Here is a 16426-nt window from a genome sequence, read left to right as displayed (position 1 = left end):
CGCCTCGATGCGCGCCGTCACGCTTGCGTCGGCGTCACGTGCTCCATTCGCCCGCGATTTTGGATAACGGCGAGGGTACAGCGCGAAATGCAGACCAGGCGATCGCGCTCGTCCACGATGCGAATTTGCCACACCTGCGTCGTAGAGCCTCGGTGAATCGGCTCCGCGATCGCCTTGACCACGCCCTCGCGCATCGACCTCAGGTGGTTGGCGTTGATCTCCATGCCCACGACGGTCTTCCCCTCATCGCTCACGTTCAGCGCCCCACCGAGGCTCGCGGCGGATTCCGCGAGCGCCACGCTCGCCCCGCCGTGCAGAAGCCCCATGGGCTGGTGCGTGCGGCTGTCCACGGGCATCGTCATGACCACGCGGTCCTTGGTCGCCTCGAGAATCTCCATCCCCAGATGAGCCATCAACGTGTTGGGCAACGTCTGCCGAATATCCATCTTCACACCTCGTCTCCGTTAGGTTCCGCCTTCCAATGCGCGCGCGTCTCGCCGTGCACGGGGCGAAGCACGAGCGCGCGGCACGGTGTGCCCGCGTTTCGCCAAGCAAGTGTCATCTCGTCCGCCACGCGAAGTGCCACATCCGGCTTGCACCACGCGAGAAGCGTGGGCCCTGCGCCGCTCAGGGTGACCGCGTACGCGCCTGCGGCCATCGCCGCGCGCTCGACCTCGTCCGCGCCAGGCACGAGCGGTTTGCGATACGGCTCGTGGAAGTACTCCAGCATGCCGCCGCGGAGAAGGTCGAGATCGGGCTTCAACAGAGCCAGGAGCAGCCGCGCGCACTGCGCCACGTTCTCCACGGCCTCGTCCCGAGGATACGCCTTCGGCAAGACGCGGCGAGCGAGCTCCGTCGGCAGCGCGAACTCGGGCGTCGCCGCCACAAAGCGAAGATTGGACGGGATGGGCACCTCGGCCGTGCGAAGTCCGGCGCGATCGTGAAAAGCGAGCACGCCGCCGCCGAGAAGCGCAGGCGCGACGTTGTCTGGATGCCCCTCGAGCTCGGTGGCCAGGCGGAGCAGGCGATCCCGGCTCAGCTTGCGATCCGGCGCGTACTCCTCGAGGAGCGCATTCCCGAGCACCAGGCCCGCGACGATGGCGGACGCGCTCGAGCCGAGCCCGGACGACACGGGAATCTGATTGTCCACCTCCAGCGCGAACGCGGGGAATGCGCCGCGCTCAAGCCCCGCCTCGGCCAGGAGGCGATCCATCGCGCGAATCACGGCGTTCTCTTCGTCCTTTGGAAGGACCTCCGCAGCTTCCCCCGTCACCCGGACGGCAAACGGCTCGCCAAGGTGGAGCGTGAACGTGTTGAACAGCTGAAGCGCCATACCCAGGCAGTCAAAGCCGGGGCCCAGATTCGCCGTGGTCGCCGGGACCCGGACGGTGACCGAGCGGCGCATGTCGCCGGGGCTCATGAGGTTCCACCCAGCGCGCGCCGAACCGAGGCGGGATCCCCATCCACGACAAGGGTCTCGTCCGAGGCGAGGCGCATCGCGCTGTCCGGGTCCTTCAGCCCGTTACCGGTCAGCACGCACACCACCGTCTCCCCGCGTGTCACGCCCCCCTGCCGGTGACGCTTCAAAAGTCCAGCCACGCTCGCCGCCGAAGCCGGCTCGGCAAACACGCCTTCCTGCGCGATGAGCCGATAGGCCTCTGCGATCTCGTCGTCGCTCACGCAGTCGATGGCGCCACCGGATTCCTGAGCGGCGCGCACCGCCTTGTCCCAGGAAGCCGGATTGCCGATGCGGATGGCCGTGGCAAACGTCTCCGGATTGGGGATGGGCTCTCCGCGGACGATGGCCGCCGCGCCCTCGGCCTCAAAGCCGAACATCTTCGGGCGCGACGGGACGCGCTTCTCCTCAAAGTAACGCGTGAATCCCATCCAATACGCCGAGATGTTGCCCGCATTGCCCACGGGGATGTAGAGTGCATCGGGCGCCCGCCCGAGCGCGTCGCAGATCTCAAACGCGGCCGTTTGCTGCCCCATCAGGCGATACGGGTTGATGGAATTGACCACTTCCATCCCGAGGGGATCCGCGACCTCGCGGACGATGGCGAGAGCCTGATCAAAATTGCCGCGGATGGCGACGATGCGCGCGCCGTACTGCACGGCCTGCGCCAGCTTGCCGAGCGCGACATACCCGTGTGGAATGAGAATGACCGCCTCGAGCCCGGCGCGAGCCGCGTAGGCGGCCGCCGATGCGGACGTATTGCCCGTGCTGGCGCAGATCACCGTGCGCTTGCCCGCTTCCTTTGCCTTGGCGACCGCGACCACCATGCCGCGGTCTTTGAACGAGCCGGTGGGATTTGCGCCCTCGAACTTCAGGTACACGTGGCACTCGAGCCGTTCGCTCAGCTTGTCCGCGCGAATGAGCGGCGTGTTGCCCTCGTGCAGGGTGAGGCGCGGCGTGCCATCGGTGACAGGGAGAAAACTTCGATACGCTTCCAGAATGCCCGGCCAGCCCGGGCGGACGCCATGTTCCATCTACCATTCTCCTTTGTGACGCTGCGCGAGCCCGCCCTCGCCAGGCTCAGCTTCAAAACCTCTGGGATCGAATGTACTGACAAATCAGGGGGTTCGTCAATCGAGTTGCTTGGGTTTCTCGATAGACTTGGGTGACTTCACGTAGTACGTCTCTCCGTGGCGCATGGCCCAGACCCGCTCGTCATCCGCCACGGCCAAGAGCCGTTGAAGCGGCTCGTCCACGGGTTCGCGCGACAGCACGAACGTGTCGTGGTGAATGGGAAGGAAGACCTGAGCTCCCGTCTGAAGAAACATGTCCCAAGCCTGCTCCGGCGTGCAATGCGCGTTTTCAAACGGCTCGGGCGCGTATGCGCCGATGGGCATGCACGCGATCTGCGGTTCAAACGCCCTCACGTGCGACAGGTCTGTCGCCGCCGTGTCGCCGGCGAAAAAGACCGACCATCCGCCCCGCCGGATCACATACCCTTGATAGCCCATATTCCGGTTCCACGGATATCGGCTGCCCCAGTGCCGGACCTCGACGGCCGCAATCTCGGTTCCATCCTCCAGCTGAAGGATCTCTCCGGGACGCAACTCGTGCACGGCCTTGGGCCGATGCCACCGCGTGAGATATCCGGTCCCGCGCGGCGTCACGACGATCGTCTCCCGCGTCACGAGCCGCCGTAGGCTGGCGTGATCGAGATGGTCCATATGGGCGTGCGACAGCAGGACGAGATCGACCTGGCCGCACGCCTCAGGGCCGATGGGGCACTCGACGTGTCGCCTTGGGCCGAACGTCCAACCGAACGCGCGCACCCCGACCCGAGAAAAGAGCACCGGATCGGTGATGACGCGCATGCCTTCCAACTGCATCAGCAGTGTCGAATGCCCCAGCCAGGAGATGTAAAGTCCCTCCTCCCGCCAGGTGTTGGGCTTCGGCTTGTGCTCAGGCGCACGCCTCCTCGGCCGCGGCCAGTCGGCTGTCATGCGCCGATACAGGGCGTACAACAGCGCGCCCAGCGCAGCCACGAGCACGATGACCGCCAAGATCCACATCCACGTCCGACTCCTTCTTCGCCTCCTGTGCACACGCCTCATCCTTCGCGCCGCTCAGGACGACACGACCGCGCTCACGACCAAGTTGTCCTCGCGCAGATGTTCCTGTAAGCGTGCGTTCGCACGTTCGAGCGTCAATGTTTGGAGCACGGCGATCACGTCGTCGAAGTCGAACGCCTCGGCGCCGCGGAGGAAATAGGTCACCCAGTTGCGCACGAGAAAGGCATTCTGATCCAGGCTCATCAGAATGCGGCCCATGATTTTTTTGCGCGACCGCTCGAGCGATTCGCCGTCGATGCCGCGCTCCCGCACCCGAGACACGTACGACTGAATTCGCTCCGCCAGGCGGTCCGGATCGGGCGTGCGACCGCCGACCAACGTGTACCCAAACGTGTTTGACAACTGGTAGCCGGCCGAAAAGCCCTTGTCGACGAGTCCCTCGTCCAGCAGGCTCTGATAAAACGCCGACGTCGGGCTGAACAGGGCGTCCAAGAGGACCGACATCGCCATGTCCTGTTCGATCAAATTCGACCCGAAGGCCCCGTTTGCCTCCTTCCACCCCATGAGCAGACGGGGTTCCTGCACCGAAAACGGTACCCGGTGCCGAGATCGCACCGGCGGCGTCGGTTCGTCCGGATAGAGGCGCTCGACGGAAGGCGCCTCGCCGAACGCCTTCTTCGCCTGGTTTTCCTCGATCACGTGCGCGATCTCGTCCGCATCAAAACCTCCGGCGATGACCAGCACCATGTTCGAAGGGTGGTAGAACGTTTCGTAACAGAGGATCAACTGCTCCTTGGTGATGGCGTTCACGGATTCCACGGTGCCCGCGATATCGATCCGCACCGGGTGAACGTGGTACATCGCCTTCAGGAGTTCCATGTAGGCGCGGCGATCCGGGTGATCGTTGACCATGTGAATCTCCTGCGCGATGATGCCCTTCTCCTTCTCCACGTTCTCGTCCGTCAAGTGAATGGATTGCACGAAGTCGAGCAGCGTGCGCACGTGTCTCGCGATCTCGCCAGTCGCCGAGAAATAGTACGCCGTGTGATCGAAAGTCGTGTAGGCGTCGACGGACGCCCCGTGCGCCGCGAACCGGGCGAACACGTCCATCTCGGGATCTTCGAACATCTTGTGCTCCAGGAAGTGCGCGATCCCGTCGGGCATCTCGTGCGGTTGGCCGTCCAAGACAAAGGCGCGATCGACAGAACCGTATCGGGTGGCGAACATGGCGTACGTCTGATGAAGCGCCGGACGTGGCATCAGGGTGACGACGAGTCCGTTCGCGAGCTTCCAGGTGCGCGTCTCAAACGGGAGTTGCAGTGAGGCATGCCGGGCGTTGCTCACGTTCGGTTCCCCCTTCCCTCGAGGACATACAGGCACACGGGCCGAAGCCCTGCTGCAACCCGCGCCGCATCCTCCGGGCGGACGCGCTCAACGGCTTCCATCATCTCCGGGATGGTTCGCCGACTCCCCGCCATCAAGGCGTGGTGGTGCCAAGCGATGAGCATCGTCGGCTGATCGAGCATCTGCTTGTATTGGTTGCGCAGACTGGCGCGCGTCTCTTGCCATTCGCCCGACGCAATCTCCCCGCGCCTCACCGATTCGAGTTCCGCTTCGAGAATGTCGCGAACCTCTTCGCGTTTGTCGGCCGCGATGCCGGCATAGACCGTCAGGAGACCCGTCGCGGCGTCGACAAACGACCACACGCTGTACGCGAGTGAGCGGCGTTCCCGGACGTTCATAAACAGCTTGGAATGCGCGAACCCGCCGAACACGCCGTTCATCGCGACGAGCGCCGGGTACTGTTCATCGCCAAAACCGATGCCGGTGGCGTAGGCGAGATCGAACTGCGTCTGTTCAGCGTTCTCCGCTTCTGTGACTTCCTCGATTCCACGAAGGTCGTCGGGAGCCACCACGTCGCTATCCGCGTCCGCGGCGCGCACCTCGCGCCCATCAGGCAAGCCGTCCGCCAGGCGTTCGGCGACGCGCTCCGCGAGCCCCGCCATGTCGCTCGACTGCCCGACGACATACGCGTGCACCTCGGCCTGAGCGAGGAGTTCGCGGTAGACCTCGTGCAGGCGTGTGGCCGTCAGCGCATCCACGTCCTCCAGAAAACCGAGCCGCGGCAATCCTGCCGGCGTGCCGCGACACGCGATCTGATGGCATCGCTGCAGGGCATACGCCGCCTTATCGTCCCGGATCGCGCGGATTCGCCTGCGGTGCAGCTCCTTCTCCCGCTCCACAGCCGCGTCGGAAAATCCCCCGATCCCGAGCGCATGGTCCAGCGCGAGCGACAGGACGAGGTCCAGCGCGCGATCGACGAGCCGCGCCTCGTCCTCCCCCGGCACATCGGGCACGCTCGCACCGACTTCCAAGATGTGATAACCCCCGCGCTTGCTGATGGATGCACGCAGGTGGGTTCCGTACAAGTCGTCGGCCGCGAGCGCAATCTGACGGTAGTTGGGCAGGCTGCGCGTGCCGTTCATCCACACGGCCGGAAGCATGGCCATCTCCGTCACGCGATCGCGCGACATGCGCAGATGGAGCTTGAGGGCGATTTCCTTCGTTCGAAAGGCAGGGTGCTCCAGAGCATGCACCTGGCATCGCCCCGCATCCAAGGTTTGAAAGGATTCCACGCGATCCCTCCTTCGCTCTCCTCGATCCCATTATAATCGTCCGCAGCCGACTGGCGGTCATTGACAGCCAGTCCGCGTTCCCGCGGCGTCACGGCGTCGGCCTGGCGCGCCGCTTGGCAGACGTGTGACTCTCCTCGTTGTCGCCCAGCCGAAATCGTTGGTGGCGCGATCGCGGCCCAAAGATGCGCGACTCAAGCGGCCGAATGAGCACAACCGTGACAAGCGGCATGAAGCCGAGGCCAAACGCGAGCCAGCCAAAGCCCCCTACGTGCCGCGCGTTCTCGAACGAGCCCACCACGAAGTACGCGAGTACGCCGACGATTCGACCGGCGTTTTCCAGCCATTCGCGGACCACGATGTGCGTAATGGAGGGTACGTCGTCATCGGCCAGCGTGTGCATGGCGTCGAACACGTAGCCCTGGAGCGGAACGAGAAACAGCGGAAACGCCGCCGCGGCCAAAACGCCGTAGACGATCAGGGTCCAAGGGGTCATGGGCCACAAAAACGCGACGCTGGCGCCGACAATCCCGAGCGCCCCGACCCAAAGCAGGCGCCAGCGAAACCGCCCCGACCAGCGCCCGGCCGCATAAAACGCAAGAAACGAAAGCGCGCCCTGCAGAAGGAGAAATTCGCCCAACTTCATTTCACTGCCCGTGACCAGGTAGAACAGCAGGCCGAGCAGGAACATGAACACGCCCTCGCGCACGCCGTAGGCGGCGGAACCGAGGACGACGCGCCGCCACGGCTTCTGCGCCAAGGACCGAAAACCCTCCAAGAGCCGGAGTTGCGCCAAGCGGGCGCTTTTGAGGCGCAGGCTCACCAGCGTGGCCACGACAAAGAGCGCAAACGAGATCCCAAACACCACGTGATACCCCGTCAGTCCGCCAAAATACGCGTCCTCCCGGCTGATGAGCGCGCCCGACAGCGGCGGAGCGATCACGTTGGCGACGGACGTGAGCACGCCGAACAGGCCGAAGAACGGCTCGTGCCCCTCGCGATCCGTGTATTCGACGCTCAACACGTCGAAGGCGAGCCAGTAGAAGCCCTCCGCGAGCCCCGTGAGCACGCCGAGCAACTCGGGCATGTGCGCCGCTTCCTCGCCCACCACGAGGGCGACGGCGAAAAAGAGGGCGTAAAGCGCGATCCCGATCCGCAGGGACATGGCCGTGGATGTGCGCCGCGCGACGGCCGCCGCCAGGACAAACGTGACGGGCAACGTGGCGAAGATGAGCAGGTGATACCACGCGATGGCCGAGAACGATCGGTCGACTTTGAAGAGGAAGATGCTGACGAACGTGTTGGACAGGCTGATGGACAGCTGGAACAGGGCGCCGACGATGAGAAGCCACCAGGCCAAGGCCGGCAAGCGAAACGGCTTTGCGTGCATGGCCATCCTCCTCGCTGCCAGCCTAGTATGTCGCATCAGGGGCAAGGTATGTATGGACAGGCCCGTGCCAGCTGGCACGCCGTGTGTTACGATAGGTCGAGATCGTGAGACGGAGGTCGAAGTATGAGCGAAGATACGCGTTACGACGGCATCCTTTTGGGCGCGAACGTCTCCATCGCGGGAACGGGGCTGCTGGCGGCCGTCGAGGAGACCATCTCGTACGGCGCGAATACGTTCATGATCTACACCCGCAGCAACCGAGGCGGCAAGGCGCGCCCCATCGAGACGTTTCACCGCGACGAAGGCTTGGCGCTGATGCGAGAGCACGGCATTCACGATCCGGTGGTCCACCTGTCGTACCTCGTCAACCTGGCGAGCCCGAAGCCGGAGACCCGCCAGTACGGCATCGACGTGTTGCGCGAGGAAATCGAGCGGGTGGAGTATCTCGGGTTTCGCTATATCGTGATGCATCCGGGATCGCACGTGGGAGAAGGGCCGTCGTATGCCATTCGACAGATTGCCGAAGCGTTGAACGAGATCCTGACGGGTGACGAATCGCTCTGGCTGTGCCTGGAGACCATGGCCGGCGACGGCTCGAAAGTGGGCAACAGCCTGGAGGAAATCGCAGACATCATCAGCCGAGTCCAGCATGAGGACCGGCTCGGCGTCTGCATCGACACCTGCCACAACTACAGCTACGGCTACGACGTCGTCCACGATTTCGACGGTTTCCTGGAATCGTTCGATCGCGTCCTTGGCATGGACCGCTTGAAGGTGGTCCACATCAACGACTCCAAACACCCCTTCGGGTCCCGCAAGGACCGGCACGCCAACATCGGCGAGGGGACACTGGGCCTCGAAGCGCTCCGGCGCATTGTCCATCATCCCGCGCTCAAGGGCATCCCGCAGATCCTCGAGACCCCGGAAGGCAAGTACAAGGACGAGATCGACATGCTGCTGGGTCGGGCGTGACGTGGGGAGGACTCCCGCGCGCAGGCATCACAGGTAGCCCTTGCGGCGGAGTTTCTCGATATGCCGCTCCACTTCGCGCTCCACGTCGATCCCGTAGAGATCCTCGATGACGAACATCATCGAGGTGGCGGTCTGCGCGACATCGAGAAGCTCCGTCACAATGGCGCGGATGACCTCCTCGTCCGGCAGCTTCGTCTCTTCGCCCGAGAGGCCGCGGAACTTGCCGATGGCCTGGGCGAGTTCCCCGACCTCCTCGGTGATTTTGAGCATCGTCGACTCGAGCGTCGGCGTGAGCCGTTCAAGTTTCGGGAGGGAAATCGTCTTGCGCTGCAACCTTCCACGCTCCTTCACGGCGCCGGATCAAGCGAACGACCCCACCCATGCGCGCACGCGCTCGACAAACGCGGTCCGGAGGCGCTCCACGAGTTCGAGGTCCCGGGCCGTCCACACGACCTGAACCTGCTCCGGCGTCACCGTTCTTGCCGCGGGACGCGCAGCGGACACGGGGGTGCAGGGGATGTCGGGGTGTTCCGCGACGGAGCCGATGGGATACACCTCCGTCAAGGTGCCGGTCAGGAAGATGGCATCCACCTCCGCGAGGCGCTCGCGCGGCAGCTTCTCTTCGCGCACGGGAATGCCGAGATCGCGCGCCAACTCCAGGACGAATCTCCGCGTGATGCCGGCCAGGATATAACGGTCCGCGGGCGCCGTGATCAGTTCGCCGTTTTGCACGAACCACACGTTGGAACTCGCGGCCTCGATCATGCAGCCGTCGCGGACCAGCAGCGCTTCGTCCGCACCCGCGTCGTGCGCCGTCTGCTTGGCCATCACGTTGGGCAGAAGGTTCAGCGATTTGATCCACGGGTTCAGCCACCGCTCGTCAGGCAAGAGGAGCAGCCGCCCTGGTTTCACCTCGGGCGATGTCGGCGGCACGGGGCGCACCGTGGCGGAAACGTTCGCCACGACCGAAGGTTCTGGAAACAGATGATTGCGCACGGCCGATCCTCGGGTCACCTGAATGTAAATCGCCGCTTCGGACTCCCCGCTTCGCTCCAACAGCTTGCGAATCAGCGCCTTGCACCCGTCCGGATCAAACGGCGGCGTGATGCGGAGAGCTTCCAGGCTCTGAAACAACCGTTCCACATGCCACTCGAGCAGGAATGGCCGCCCGCCATAGGCTCGAATCACCTCATAGACGCCGTCGCCAAATTGATGCCCCCGCTCATCGAGCGGTACGCAGGGCTCGGCCGGATCGACCCACTGGCCGTTGAAGTATCCAATCACCGACATCTCGCATCCCTCTTCCCTGATCGAACTGGCAAGCGAGTTCAGCCCCGGATGCCGTTCGCAAATGTCTTCGCTTGCTTGACAAAGCCGCGTTGGCCACGGGTTCGCACGCCATTGTATAATCGTCATGAGGCCCCAACGAGGAGGGAACGACGTGAGCTCATGCCTTTTTTGTCAGATCGTTTCTGGCGACATTCCGGCCAACAAGGTGTATGAGGACGATCACGTCCTCGCCTTCCACGACATCCGTCCACAGGCTCCCGTGCACATCCTGATCATCCCCAAGCGGCACATCGAGTCCGCCCAGGCCGTGACCTCGGAAGATCGCGACACATTGGGTTACCTGCACAGCGTGATCCCGAGCATCGCGGAAGATGCGGGTGTCGCCGAGGACGGGTATCGCCTCGTCGCCAACATCGGCCGACATGGCCAACAGACCGTTCCTCACCTTCACTATCACCTGTTAGGAGGAAGGCAACTCGGATGGCCGCCAGGTTAATCTGGCTGGCCGTCCGCGACCACGTCGAGGGGCGGCACTTCCGTGCCATTCAGCACAAGGTGCGGAATGACTTCCGCCTTCAACGAGCCAATCGCCGAACAGTACTTTTGTTCGCTGAGGCGAATGGCGCGCCACGCCTTTGCCGGTGGAACATCTCCGGTCATGCGGTACGTCAGATGAATGCGCGTGAAGGCCTGAGGGTACTCCTCGCGGCGCTCGCCCACCGCCTCAATTTCGAGGCTCTGCAGCGGAACGCGCATCTTTTCCATGATCATCGAAATGTCGATGCCGGTGCACCCGACGACGCCCATCAGCAGGAGTTCCATGGGGCGGTTGCCTTGTCCGGTCCCGCCGTCTTCCTTTTTGGCGTCCATGTAAATGGTGTTGCCGGACGGCCCGTCGGCCTGGAAGTGGCGTTGGCCGAGCCACTTGCCCACCACTTTCATCTCCATGCTTTCGCCCCCTTCCCGCCTATTGTAGCGCCGATCGCGCCCGGCGTCACGTCAGGATGTCGTTCCGGCTTGAGACTCCACTCTCATGGTCCCCTGCATTCCGGCCTCCGGAATCCCGTCCCGGTCCGAGTAATAGCGAAACTTGCCCGTTTTGTCCGGCACGAACGATACCCTGACCGTTTCGCCGGGTTGCAAGTTCTGCGTGAACACGTAGAAGTCGGGCACCACAAAATTGTGGATTTGGGTGCCGGCATTTCGCACCACGATATCCACCGTAGCTCCCTGCAAAACGTCGATCTCGCGCGGTTCGATACCTCCGTCGCGCAGCGTCACCTGGATGGGGCGAGCCGATGCCACCGTCCACGCAGCCTGAATGGCGACGATGAGCGCGAGCGATGTGACGGCCGCGCCAAGGGCGCGAATCGGGCGCACGTTGCGCATACGCGATTCCCTCCACATGCAGAATGTCCTTCGGTTAGTCTGCACGGCCCCAGGCAAATCATTCCTCCTATCCGAAGAGCATCGACCGCGCGAAGGCAGGATGCATCTGCTCGTGGTGCGCCCATGCGAGCGAGCTGCACGCATATCCCGCCACAGCGCCGCTCGCCGCGCCGGCGATCACGTCGCTCGGATAGTGAAGCGCGCAGTAGATGCGAGCGATGGCCAACCAAACGGCCAGCGCCAGCAACAAATAGGCGATGAGCCCCAGGTGCCATCCGCCGACGGCGAGCGCAAAGCCGCCTGCGGCGTGATTGCTCGGAAACGAGTCGCCGCGCTCATGTTCGACCAGCGGCTGGATGGGCTCGACCTCAAAGGGGCGAGGCCGACGGGCCGCACGGCTGATGGGTTCGTGCGCCACGCGAACGCACACCGCCGCTGCGACGCTTGCGCCCGCCGCCCAAGCGGCTTGCGTCCCGTGAGGGGGCGCCGCGAAGCCGCCTGCGGCGATGCAAAGGAGTGCCAACATCACCATCGGCGTGTACAAGGCGCTCGCCATCATGGCGGCATCCAGGGCCGGATACCGGCCCCATAGCCGCTCACACCAGTGGAGCACGCGCCAATCGGCACGCTCAATGAAAGACCACAGCCTCAGGACTCGTCCCATGATGCCACCTTTTCGCGTATGGGATAGGAACTCCCGCGGGCCAGTTGCCGGTGCAGGTCCGCCTCGAAAGCCTCGGCAAACGTCGGCACGTGCGCGAGTTCGACATCCGCCTCGTGATTGTAGGTGAACGCTTGATGCGTGAAATTCGCGCTTCCAATGATCAGGCGTTCGCCGTGATCGACGTCCAAGATCTTGGCGTGCAACAATTCTCCTCCGTAAGGACGGTAATATCGTATCAAAGCCCCAGCCTGGCGCAACGCCTCGACGGCCGAGCGATTGCGAGATTGAGACGGGTCCACGAGGACATTCACGGAGACGCCGCGCTCGATATCCGCGCGCAAGGCGTTCAGCACGTCTTCATCCGTCAGGTTGAACGCCTCCATGTCGACTTCGCGCCGCGCGCTTCGAATCGCCTGCAGGACGTGTGGCCCGATGTCGCGATCCGAGATGAGCGGCGGGCGATCCTGCGGGGCTTCGGCTGCCTCGCCGCGAGCCCGGGCCGCGTCCCACAGAAACATGGGCACAAACGTGTCTGCGCAGTCGGGCAGGTAGACGGATGCGTCGTGGTTCTCCCAACTGTCGGCGCCGAAATTCATGCCGCCGATGAGCACATCGCCGTCGGCGATGATCATCTTGACGTGATCGATACCCTGTTTGATGCGTATGGGTGTTGTGTCGATCCCGGCGCGGACGAGCGCCGGCAACGCGATGGCCTCGGAGTGTTGCTCGGTCGCGTCGAGGACCACGCGCACCTCGACGCCGCGGCGCCTCGCCGCAATCAGGGCGCGCAGGAGGTCGGGATCCGAACATTCATAGATGTCCACGTAGACGCGATGGCGGCTTTCGGCGATCATGTCGATGGCCTTCCGCTTGATATCCCCGCTCCACAGCAGTTCACGCCCGTCCGAGGTCTTCACCGGACTGGGGGTGTGCGGTAGCGCGTTCGAGGCGGGCCAGAGCCCGCAGCCGACAAGGGAAGCGGAGACGAGGAGCGTGACGAGGAGCGCGCGCCATGGGCGCAAGCGCCGGAGAAGCCTGAGGCGGAATGCGCAGGCGGCGGAGGGATGTACAATGTGCATGAACGTTCACCTCGCGATCTCGAGATCATCGAGGTTTGCATTCTGCAGTCATCACCCTTTCCCTGTTTACAATGGTATGAGTTTCAATATCGTAAATCGGGATGCTCCTCCCTCAACCGGATGCAAGCGGCCAGACGTGCTCAACGCGAATTTGTCCGCGCTGCCCGCCGCGCCGGTCGATCACGCCCGAAAGGCCGAGCAATCTGCCGAACGGCGTAAACAGGACAGCCCCTTCGCGCCGGTACACGGACTCGAACATCACGGCATCCGCCAAACCCGTTTCGTCCTCCAGGGTGAAGAAGACGACGGTTTTTCCGCTCTTCGTCGGCGGCCGATGCGGCCGGATCGACAGTCCCGCCACTTTGACCCTCGCACCCTCAGGCTTCTCGGCCACCTCAGCCAGCGCGCAATATCCCTCTCTCCGAAGCGCATCCCGGTACAGGGACAGCCAGTGCCCGCTCACGCCCACGCCCAACACGGCGTACTCATCGGCGATCCGCTCGGCCACACTCATGCGTGGCAAGCTTCGCGGGAGAACCGCTGCGCCTTCCATGAGATCTGAGCCCGCACCCCCGCTGAAGAGCGTCAGGGTCTGTTCGTCTCGAAGCGCGAGCCACTTCGGAAGCCACCACAGAAGCTCGCGCCGATCGCGAGATTCGACGCGATCGAAGGCGCCGGCGCGAATCAGGCGCTCGAAATGCAGGGCATCCGCCTGAGGTACGCGTGCCACCGCGTCGGCGAGGCTTCGAAACGGGCCAGAAGCCTGCCGCTCCTCCACGATGGCGCGCGCCACGCGCTCCGAGAAGGAACGGACGAGCCGAAACCCGAGGCGTATGGCGTGAGGCTCGGGGACCCCTGTGTCCCATTCGCTTTGGTTGATGTCGACAGGCAGGATTTGAACGCCGCGCCGGCGAGCCTCCGCGCAGATCACGTGAGCCGGATAGTACCCCATGGGCAACTGATTCAACACAGCCGCGAAGAAACTCGCCGGATGATGTTCAATGAGATAGGCCGTCTTGTAGGCCGTGGTGGCAAATGCCGCAGCGTGCGCTTCGCAAAAGCCGTAGCTTGCATACCCGCGCACGTAGGAAAAAAGCGTCTGCGCCGTCTCAAGCGGCACCCCTTGGCGGACGGCCTTCTGAACGAATCGTTCTCCGATTTGTTCCATCTCAGCACGGCTGCGAGCATGGCTCATCACGCGCCGAAGTTCGTCCGCCTCGCCCGGCGTGAAACCCGCAATGGCAGTGGCGATCTCGATCACCTGCTCCTGAAACAGCACCACCCCGTAGGTCTTTCCGAGGATGGGCTCCAACTTGGGATGAAGATAGCGCACAGGCTCCAGCCCGCGCCGGCGAGCGAGAAACGGATCGACCATATTGCCCTGGATGGGGCCGGGCCGAATGAGCGCGACGCTCGCCACCAGATCTTCCAGAGATTCCGCGCCAAGCCGAACCTGAAGCGCACGCTGGGCCGGGCTCTCCAACTGAAAGACGCCGATGGTGTCCCCGCGGCGAATCGACGCAAACGTGGCCTCATCATCCATGGGAATCCGATCGTAATCGACCGAACGCGCCGTTCCGAGCCGAAGCGCCCCCTCCACGGCCGCCAAGGTTCGCAGGGACAAAAGGTCGAGCTTCACGAGGCCCGCGTCTTCCAGGAGCCGCTTGTCGTACGGCGTGATCAGCCAGCCCGAGGCGGAAGGCTGCAGGCTGGTGACCTTCATCAGGGGTTCCCCGCTGATGACGATCCCGCCGGTATGCGTCCCGAAATGGCGGGGAAATCCCGCGATCTGGCGGGCGACGGCCAGCATCCACCGAAACGCGCGCCGATAGGGCTGAAAATCCCGCAATTCGGGCACTCGTTCCAGCGCTTCTTCGATCTCGTCCGCGTGCGTGGACCAAGGGATCCGCTTGGCCAGCTGATCCAGGAGATCCTCAGGTATCCCGAAGACGCGCCCCACCTCGCGCACGGCGGATCGCGCGCGAAACGTCTGATACGTCGCCACCCGAGCCACCCGATCTCGCCCGTAGCGCCGGTATACGTAGTCGATGACCTCGTCTCGGCGATCGCTCGCGAAATCGATGTCGATGTCCGGCCGCTCGGCCCGTTCGCGGGAGAGAAAACGCTCGAAGAGTAGATTCCGGTTCAGTGCGTCCACCTCTGTCAGATACAGGCAATACGCGACAACGGAATCAGCCGCGGATCCCCGGCCCGCGCAGCGGATGCCGCGAGAGCGCGCGTATCGGACGATGTCCCAAACGACGAGGAAGTAATCGGCATAGCCGAGATCGCGGATGATGGCAAGTTCGTGTTCCAAGCGAACGCGAAGTTCCGCATCCACTTTCCCGTATCGATCTCGCGCTCCTTGCCATACGAGTTCCTCCAGGAGTTCCATCCCGCCGCGCCCCGATGCATCCCGGTACTCGGGAAACAGTGGGCCATCCGCGGGAAACACGGGCGAACAGCGCTCGGCAATCTCGAACGTTCGCGCAACGGCGCGAGGAGCCTGACCAAACCTGCGCGCGGCTTCGGCCCCGTCATGCAGGTACCCCATGCGGTTGAACGGGCGCTCAGGGTGCGGCGTCTGCAGGTCACATCCCGCGCGGATGCAGGCGAGCACGTCGAGCACCGCCACTTCCTCCGGGGTGGCGGCGCGGACCTCGGTCGCCGCGACAGCGGGCACCCCCGTCGCCTCCGCGAGATCGAGCAAATCCTTCATGCGCCGCATCCCACCCGGGAGCCCGTCCGCTGTCCACTCTAGGTAAAACCGATCCCCGAACACGTCCCGATATCGCTCGACGAACCGCCGGGCTTCGCCATAGGCGCGGCGCGCCAAGGCGCGCTGGACAAATCCTCGAATTCCCCCCGACAGGATGAGAAGTCCTTCGCCGCGCTCGAACAGATCCTCTTCCCGAAGCCTGGGATCTGCGCGATGGCGAGCCTCCACGTGCATGCGCGTGAGCAGTTCGCATAAATGGCGAAATCCCGTCGAATGTTCCGCCAAAACCACGATTTGCGCGCCGTCCTCCAGCGTCAACTCGGCTCCCGCAATGGGCTTGACGCCGTATAGGGCGGCCAGCCGATGAAACTCGGGTTGGCCCGCGATGGTGTTTCGATCCGTCAAGGCCAGTGCGGGCATGCCCTGCGCGGCCGCCTGCGCCACCAGCGTCTCGATGCTGGAAGCCCCATCGAGGAACGAATACGGAGAATGGCAGTGTAGATGGACAAACATCGCGCTCCCCGCCTCAATCCCAGATGCGATACACGCGCCAAGTGCCTTCTTCGCATTCCAGATCCATGCACGCGCCGCGATCCGTCCATACGCGCAGCATCCGGCGATCCCGCCCCGCTTTCCACCAGTCGCCCATCTCCCACCATTCGTCGATGATCCACTGGACCTGATGTCTCTTTCCTTCGTCCACAAACCAAAACGGGCGGTCCCCTTTCCAACGCAGAACGGCCACGGCTCTTCGCACCAAGCGGC

General features: G+C 63.9%; 17 protein-coding genes. 2 read left to right on the top strand and 15 right to left on the bottom strand.

The genetic code is table 11. The annotated features are described in order from the left end of the window. Positions 1–17: 17 nt before the first annotated feature. The 7 genes from J3481_RS03220 to J3481_RS03190 all read right to left on the bottom strand — a co-directional run bounded on the left by J3481_RS03220 (position 18) and on the right by J3481_RS03190 (position 7548). Complete coding sequence (locus J3481_RS03220; RefSeq protein WP_206832010.1) at positions 18–428, bottom strand: hotdog fold thioesterase; 411 nt, start codon at positions 426–428, stop codon at positions 18–20. Positions 429–448: 20 nt separating this feature from the next. After that, a complete protein-coding gene (gene thrB / locus J3481_RS03215) occupies positions 449–1420 on the bottom strand; it encodes a homoserine kinase (RefSeq protein WP_206831972.1) in 972 nt (323 codons plus the stop codon). Further along, positions 1417–2490, bottom strand: a complete 1074-nt coding sequence (gene thrC / locus J3481_RS03210) for a threonine synthase (RefSeq protein WP_206831971.1) — start codon at positions 2488–2490, stop codon at positions 1417–1419. Before thrC ends, thrB begins: the two co-directional genes overlap by 4 nt. A gap of 96 nt (positions 2491–2586) precedes the next feature. Beyond that, the gene (locus J3481_RS03205; protein WP_206831970.1) at positions 2587–3525 is read right to left on the bottom strand and encodes an MBL fold metallo-hydrolase; all 939 of its coding nucleotides are present in this window, start codon (positions 3523–3525) and stop codon (positions 2587–2589) included. 54 nt (positions 3526–3579) lie between these two features. Continuing rightward, entirely contained in the window at positions 3580–4869 is a 1290-nt protein-coding gene (yfmH, locus tag J3481_RS03200) for an EF-P 5-aminopentanol modification-associated protein YfmH (RefSeq protein WP_206831969.1), read from the bottom strand. Beyond that, positions 4866–6161, bottom strand: a complete 1296-nt coding sequence (yfmF, locus tag J3481_RS03195; RefSeq protein ID WP_206831968.1) for an EF-P 5-aminopentanol modification-associated protein YfmF — start codon at positions 6159–6161, stop codon at positions 4866–4868. Before yfmF ends, yfmH begins: the two co-directional genes overlap by 4 nt. A gap of 88 nt (positions 6162–6249) precedes the next feature. Next, positions 6250–7548 (bottom strand): MFS transporter, encoded by a 1299-nt coding sequence (locus J3481_RS03190; protein WP_206831967.1) that lies wholly within the window; start codon positions 7546–7548, stop codon positions 6250–6252. A gap of 123 nt (positions 7549–7671) precedes the next feature. Here J3481_RS03190 and J3481_RS03185 point away from each other — a divergent pair, with 123 nt between their 5' ends. Next, positions 7672–8520: a deoxyribonuclease IV gene (locus J3481_RS03185; RefSeq protein ID WP_206831966.1), complete on the top strand. Its 849-nt coding sequence runs from the start codon at positions 7672–7674 to the stop codon at positions 8518–8520. 27 nt (positions 8521–8547) lie between these two features. Here the strand turns inward: J3481_RS03185 and J3481_RS03180 are convergent, their stop codons facing one another. Together J3481_RS03180 and J3481_RS03175 are read right to left on the bottom strand one after the other, a co-directional pair. Next, positions 8548–8853: a MazG-like family protein gene (locus J3481_RS03180; RefSeq protein WP_206831965.1), complete on the bottom strand. Its 306-nt coding sequence runs from the start codon at positions 8851–8853 to the stop codon at positions 8548–8550. 27 nt (positions 8854–8880) lie between these two features. Then, positions 8881–9810, bottom strand: coding sequence for an aminotransferase class IV (locus J3481_RS03175; RefSeq protein WP_206831964.1), 930 nt, complete (start codon positions 9808–9810; stop codon positions 8881–8883). A 151-nt stretch (positions 9811–9961) separates the two neighbouring features. Between J3481_RS03175 and J3481_RS03170 the strand changes: the two genes are divergently transcribed. Then, entirely contained in the window at positions 9962–10306 is a 345-nt protein-coding gene (locus J3481_RS03170; protein ID WP_328702101.1) for a histidine triad nucleotide-binding protein, read from the top strand. On the opposite strand, the gene J3481_RS03165 is transcribed toward J3481_RS03170, so the two are convergent. The 6 genes from J3481_RS03165 to J3481_RS03140 all read right to left on the bottom strand — a co-directional run bounded on the left by J3481_RS03165 (position 10303) and on the right by J3481_RS03140 (position 16406). Next, a complete protein-coding gene (locus J3481_RS03165) occupies positions 10303–10758 on the bottom strand; it encodes an OsmC family protein (RefSeq protein ID WP_206831962.1) in 456 nt (151 codons plus the stop codon). The genes J3481_RS03170 and J3481_RS03165 overlap by 4 nt on opposite strands. 51 nt (positions 10759–10809) lie before the next feature. Continuing rightward, a complete protein-coding gene (locus J3481_RS03160) occupies positions 10810–11199 on the bottom strand; it encodes a cupredoxin domain-containing protein (RefSeq protein ID WP_206831961.1) in 390 nt (129 codons plus the stop codon). Positions 11200–11266: 67 nt separating this feature from the next. Then, positions 11267–11863, bottom strand: a complete 597-nt coding sequence (locus J3481_RS03155) for a phosphatase PAP2 family protein (RefSeq protein WP_206831960.1) — start codon at positions 11861–11863, stop codon at positions 11267–11269. Beyond that, positions 11848–12942, bottom strand: coding sequence for a phospholipase D-like domain-containing protein (locus J3481_RS03150; RefSeq protein ID WP_206831959.1), 1095 nt, complete (start codon positions 12940–12942; stop codon positions 11848–11850). Before J3481_RS03150 ends, J3481_RS03155 begins: the two co-directional genes overlap by 16 nt. A 112-nt stretch (positions 12943–13054) precedes the next feature. Then, on the bottom strand, positions 13055–16174 hold the full coding sequence (locus J3481_RS03145) for a DNA polymerase III subunit alpha (protein ID WP_206831958.1): 3120 nt from the start codon (positions 16172–16174) through the stop codon (positions 13055–13057). A gap of 13 nt (positions 16175–16187) precedes the next feature. Next, positions 16188–16406 carry a hypothetical protein gene (locus J3481_RS03140; protein WP_328702100.1) on the bottom strand — a complete coding sequence of 73 codons (219 nt, stop codon included), beginning with the start codon at positions 16404–16406 and terminating at the stop codon, positions 16188–16190. Positions 16407–16426 lie beyond the last annotated feature (20 nt).

The organism is Alicyclobacillus fructus, assembly GCF_017329605.1.
Lineage (GTDB): Bacteria > Bacillota > Bacilli > Alicyclobacillales > Alicyclobacillaceae > Alicyclobacillus > Alicyclobacillus fructus.
Note: the sequence above shows the minus strand (reverse complement) of the source record. Positions and strands in the feature narration are given on the sequence as shown.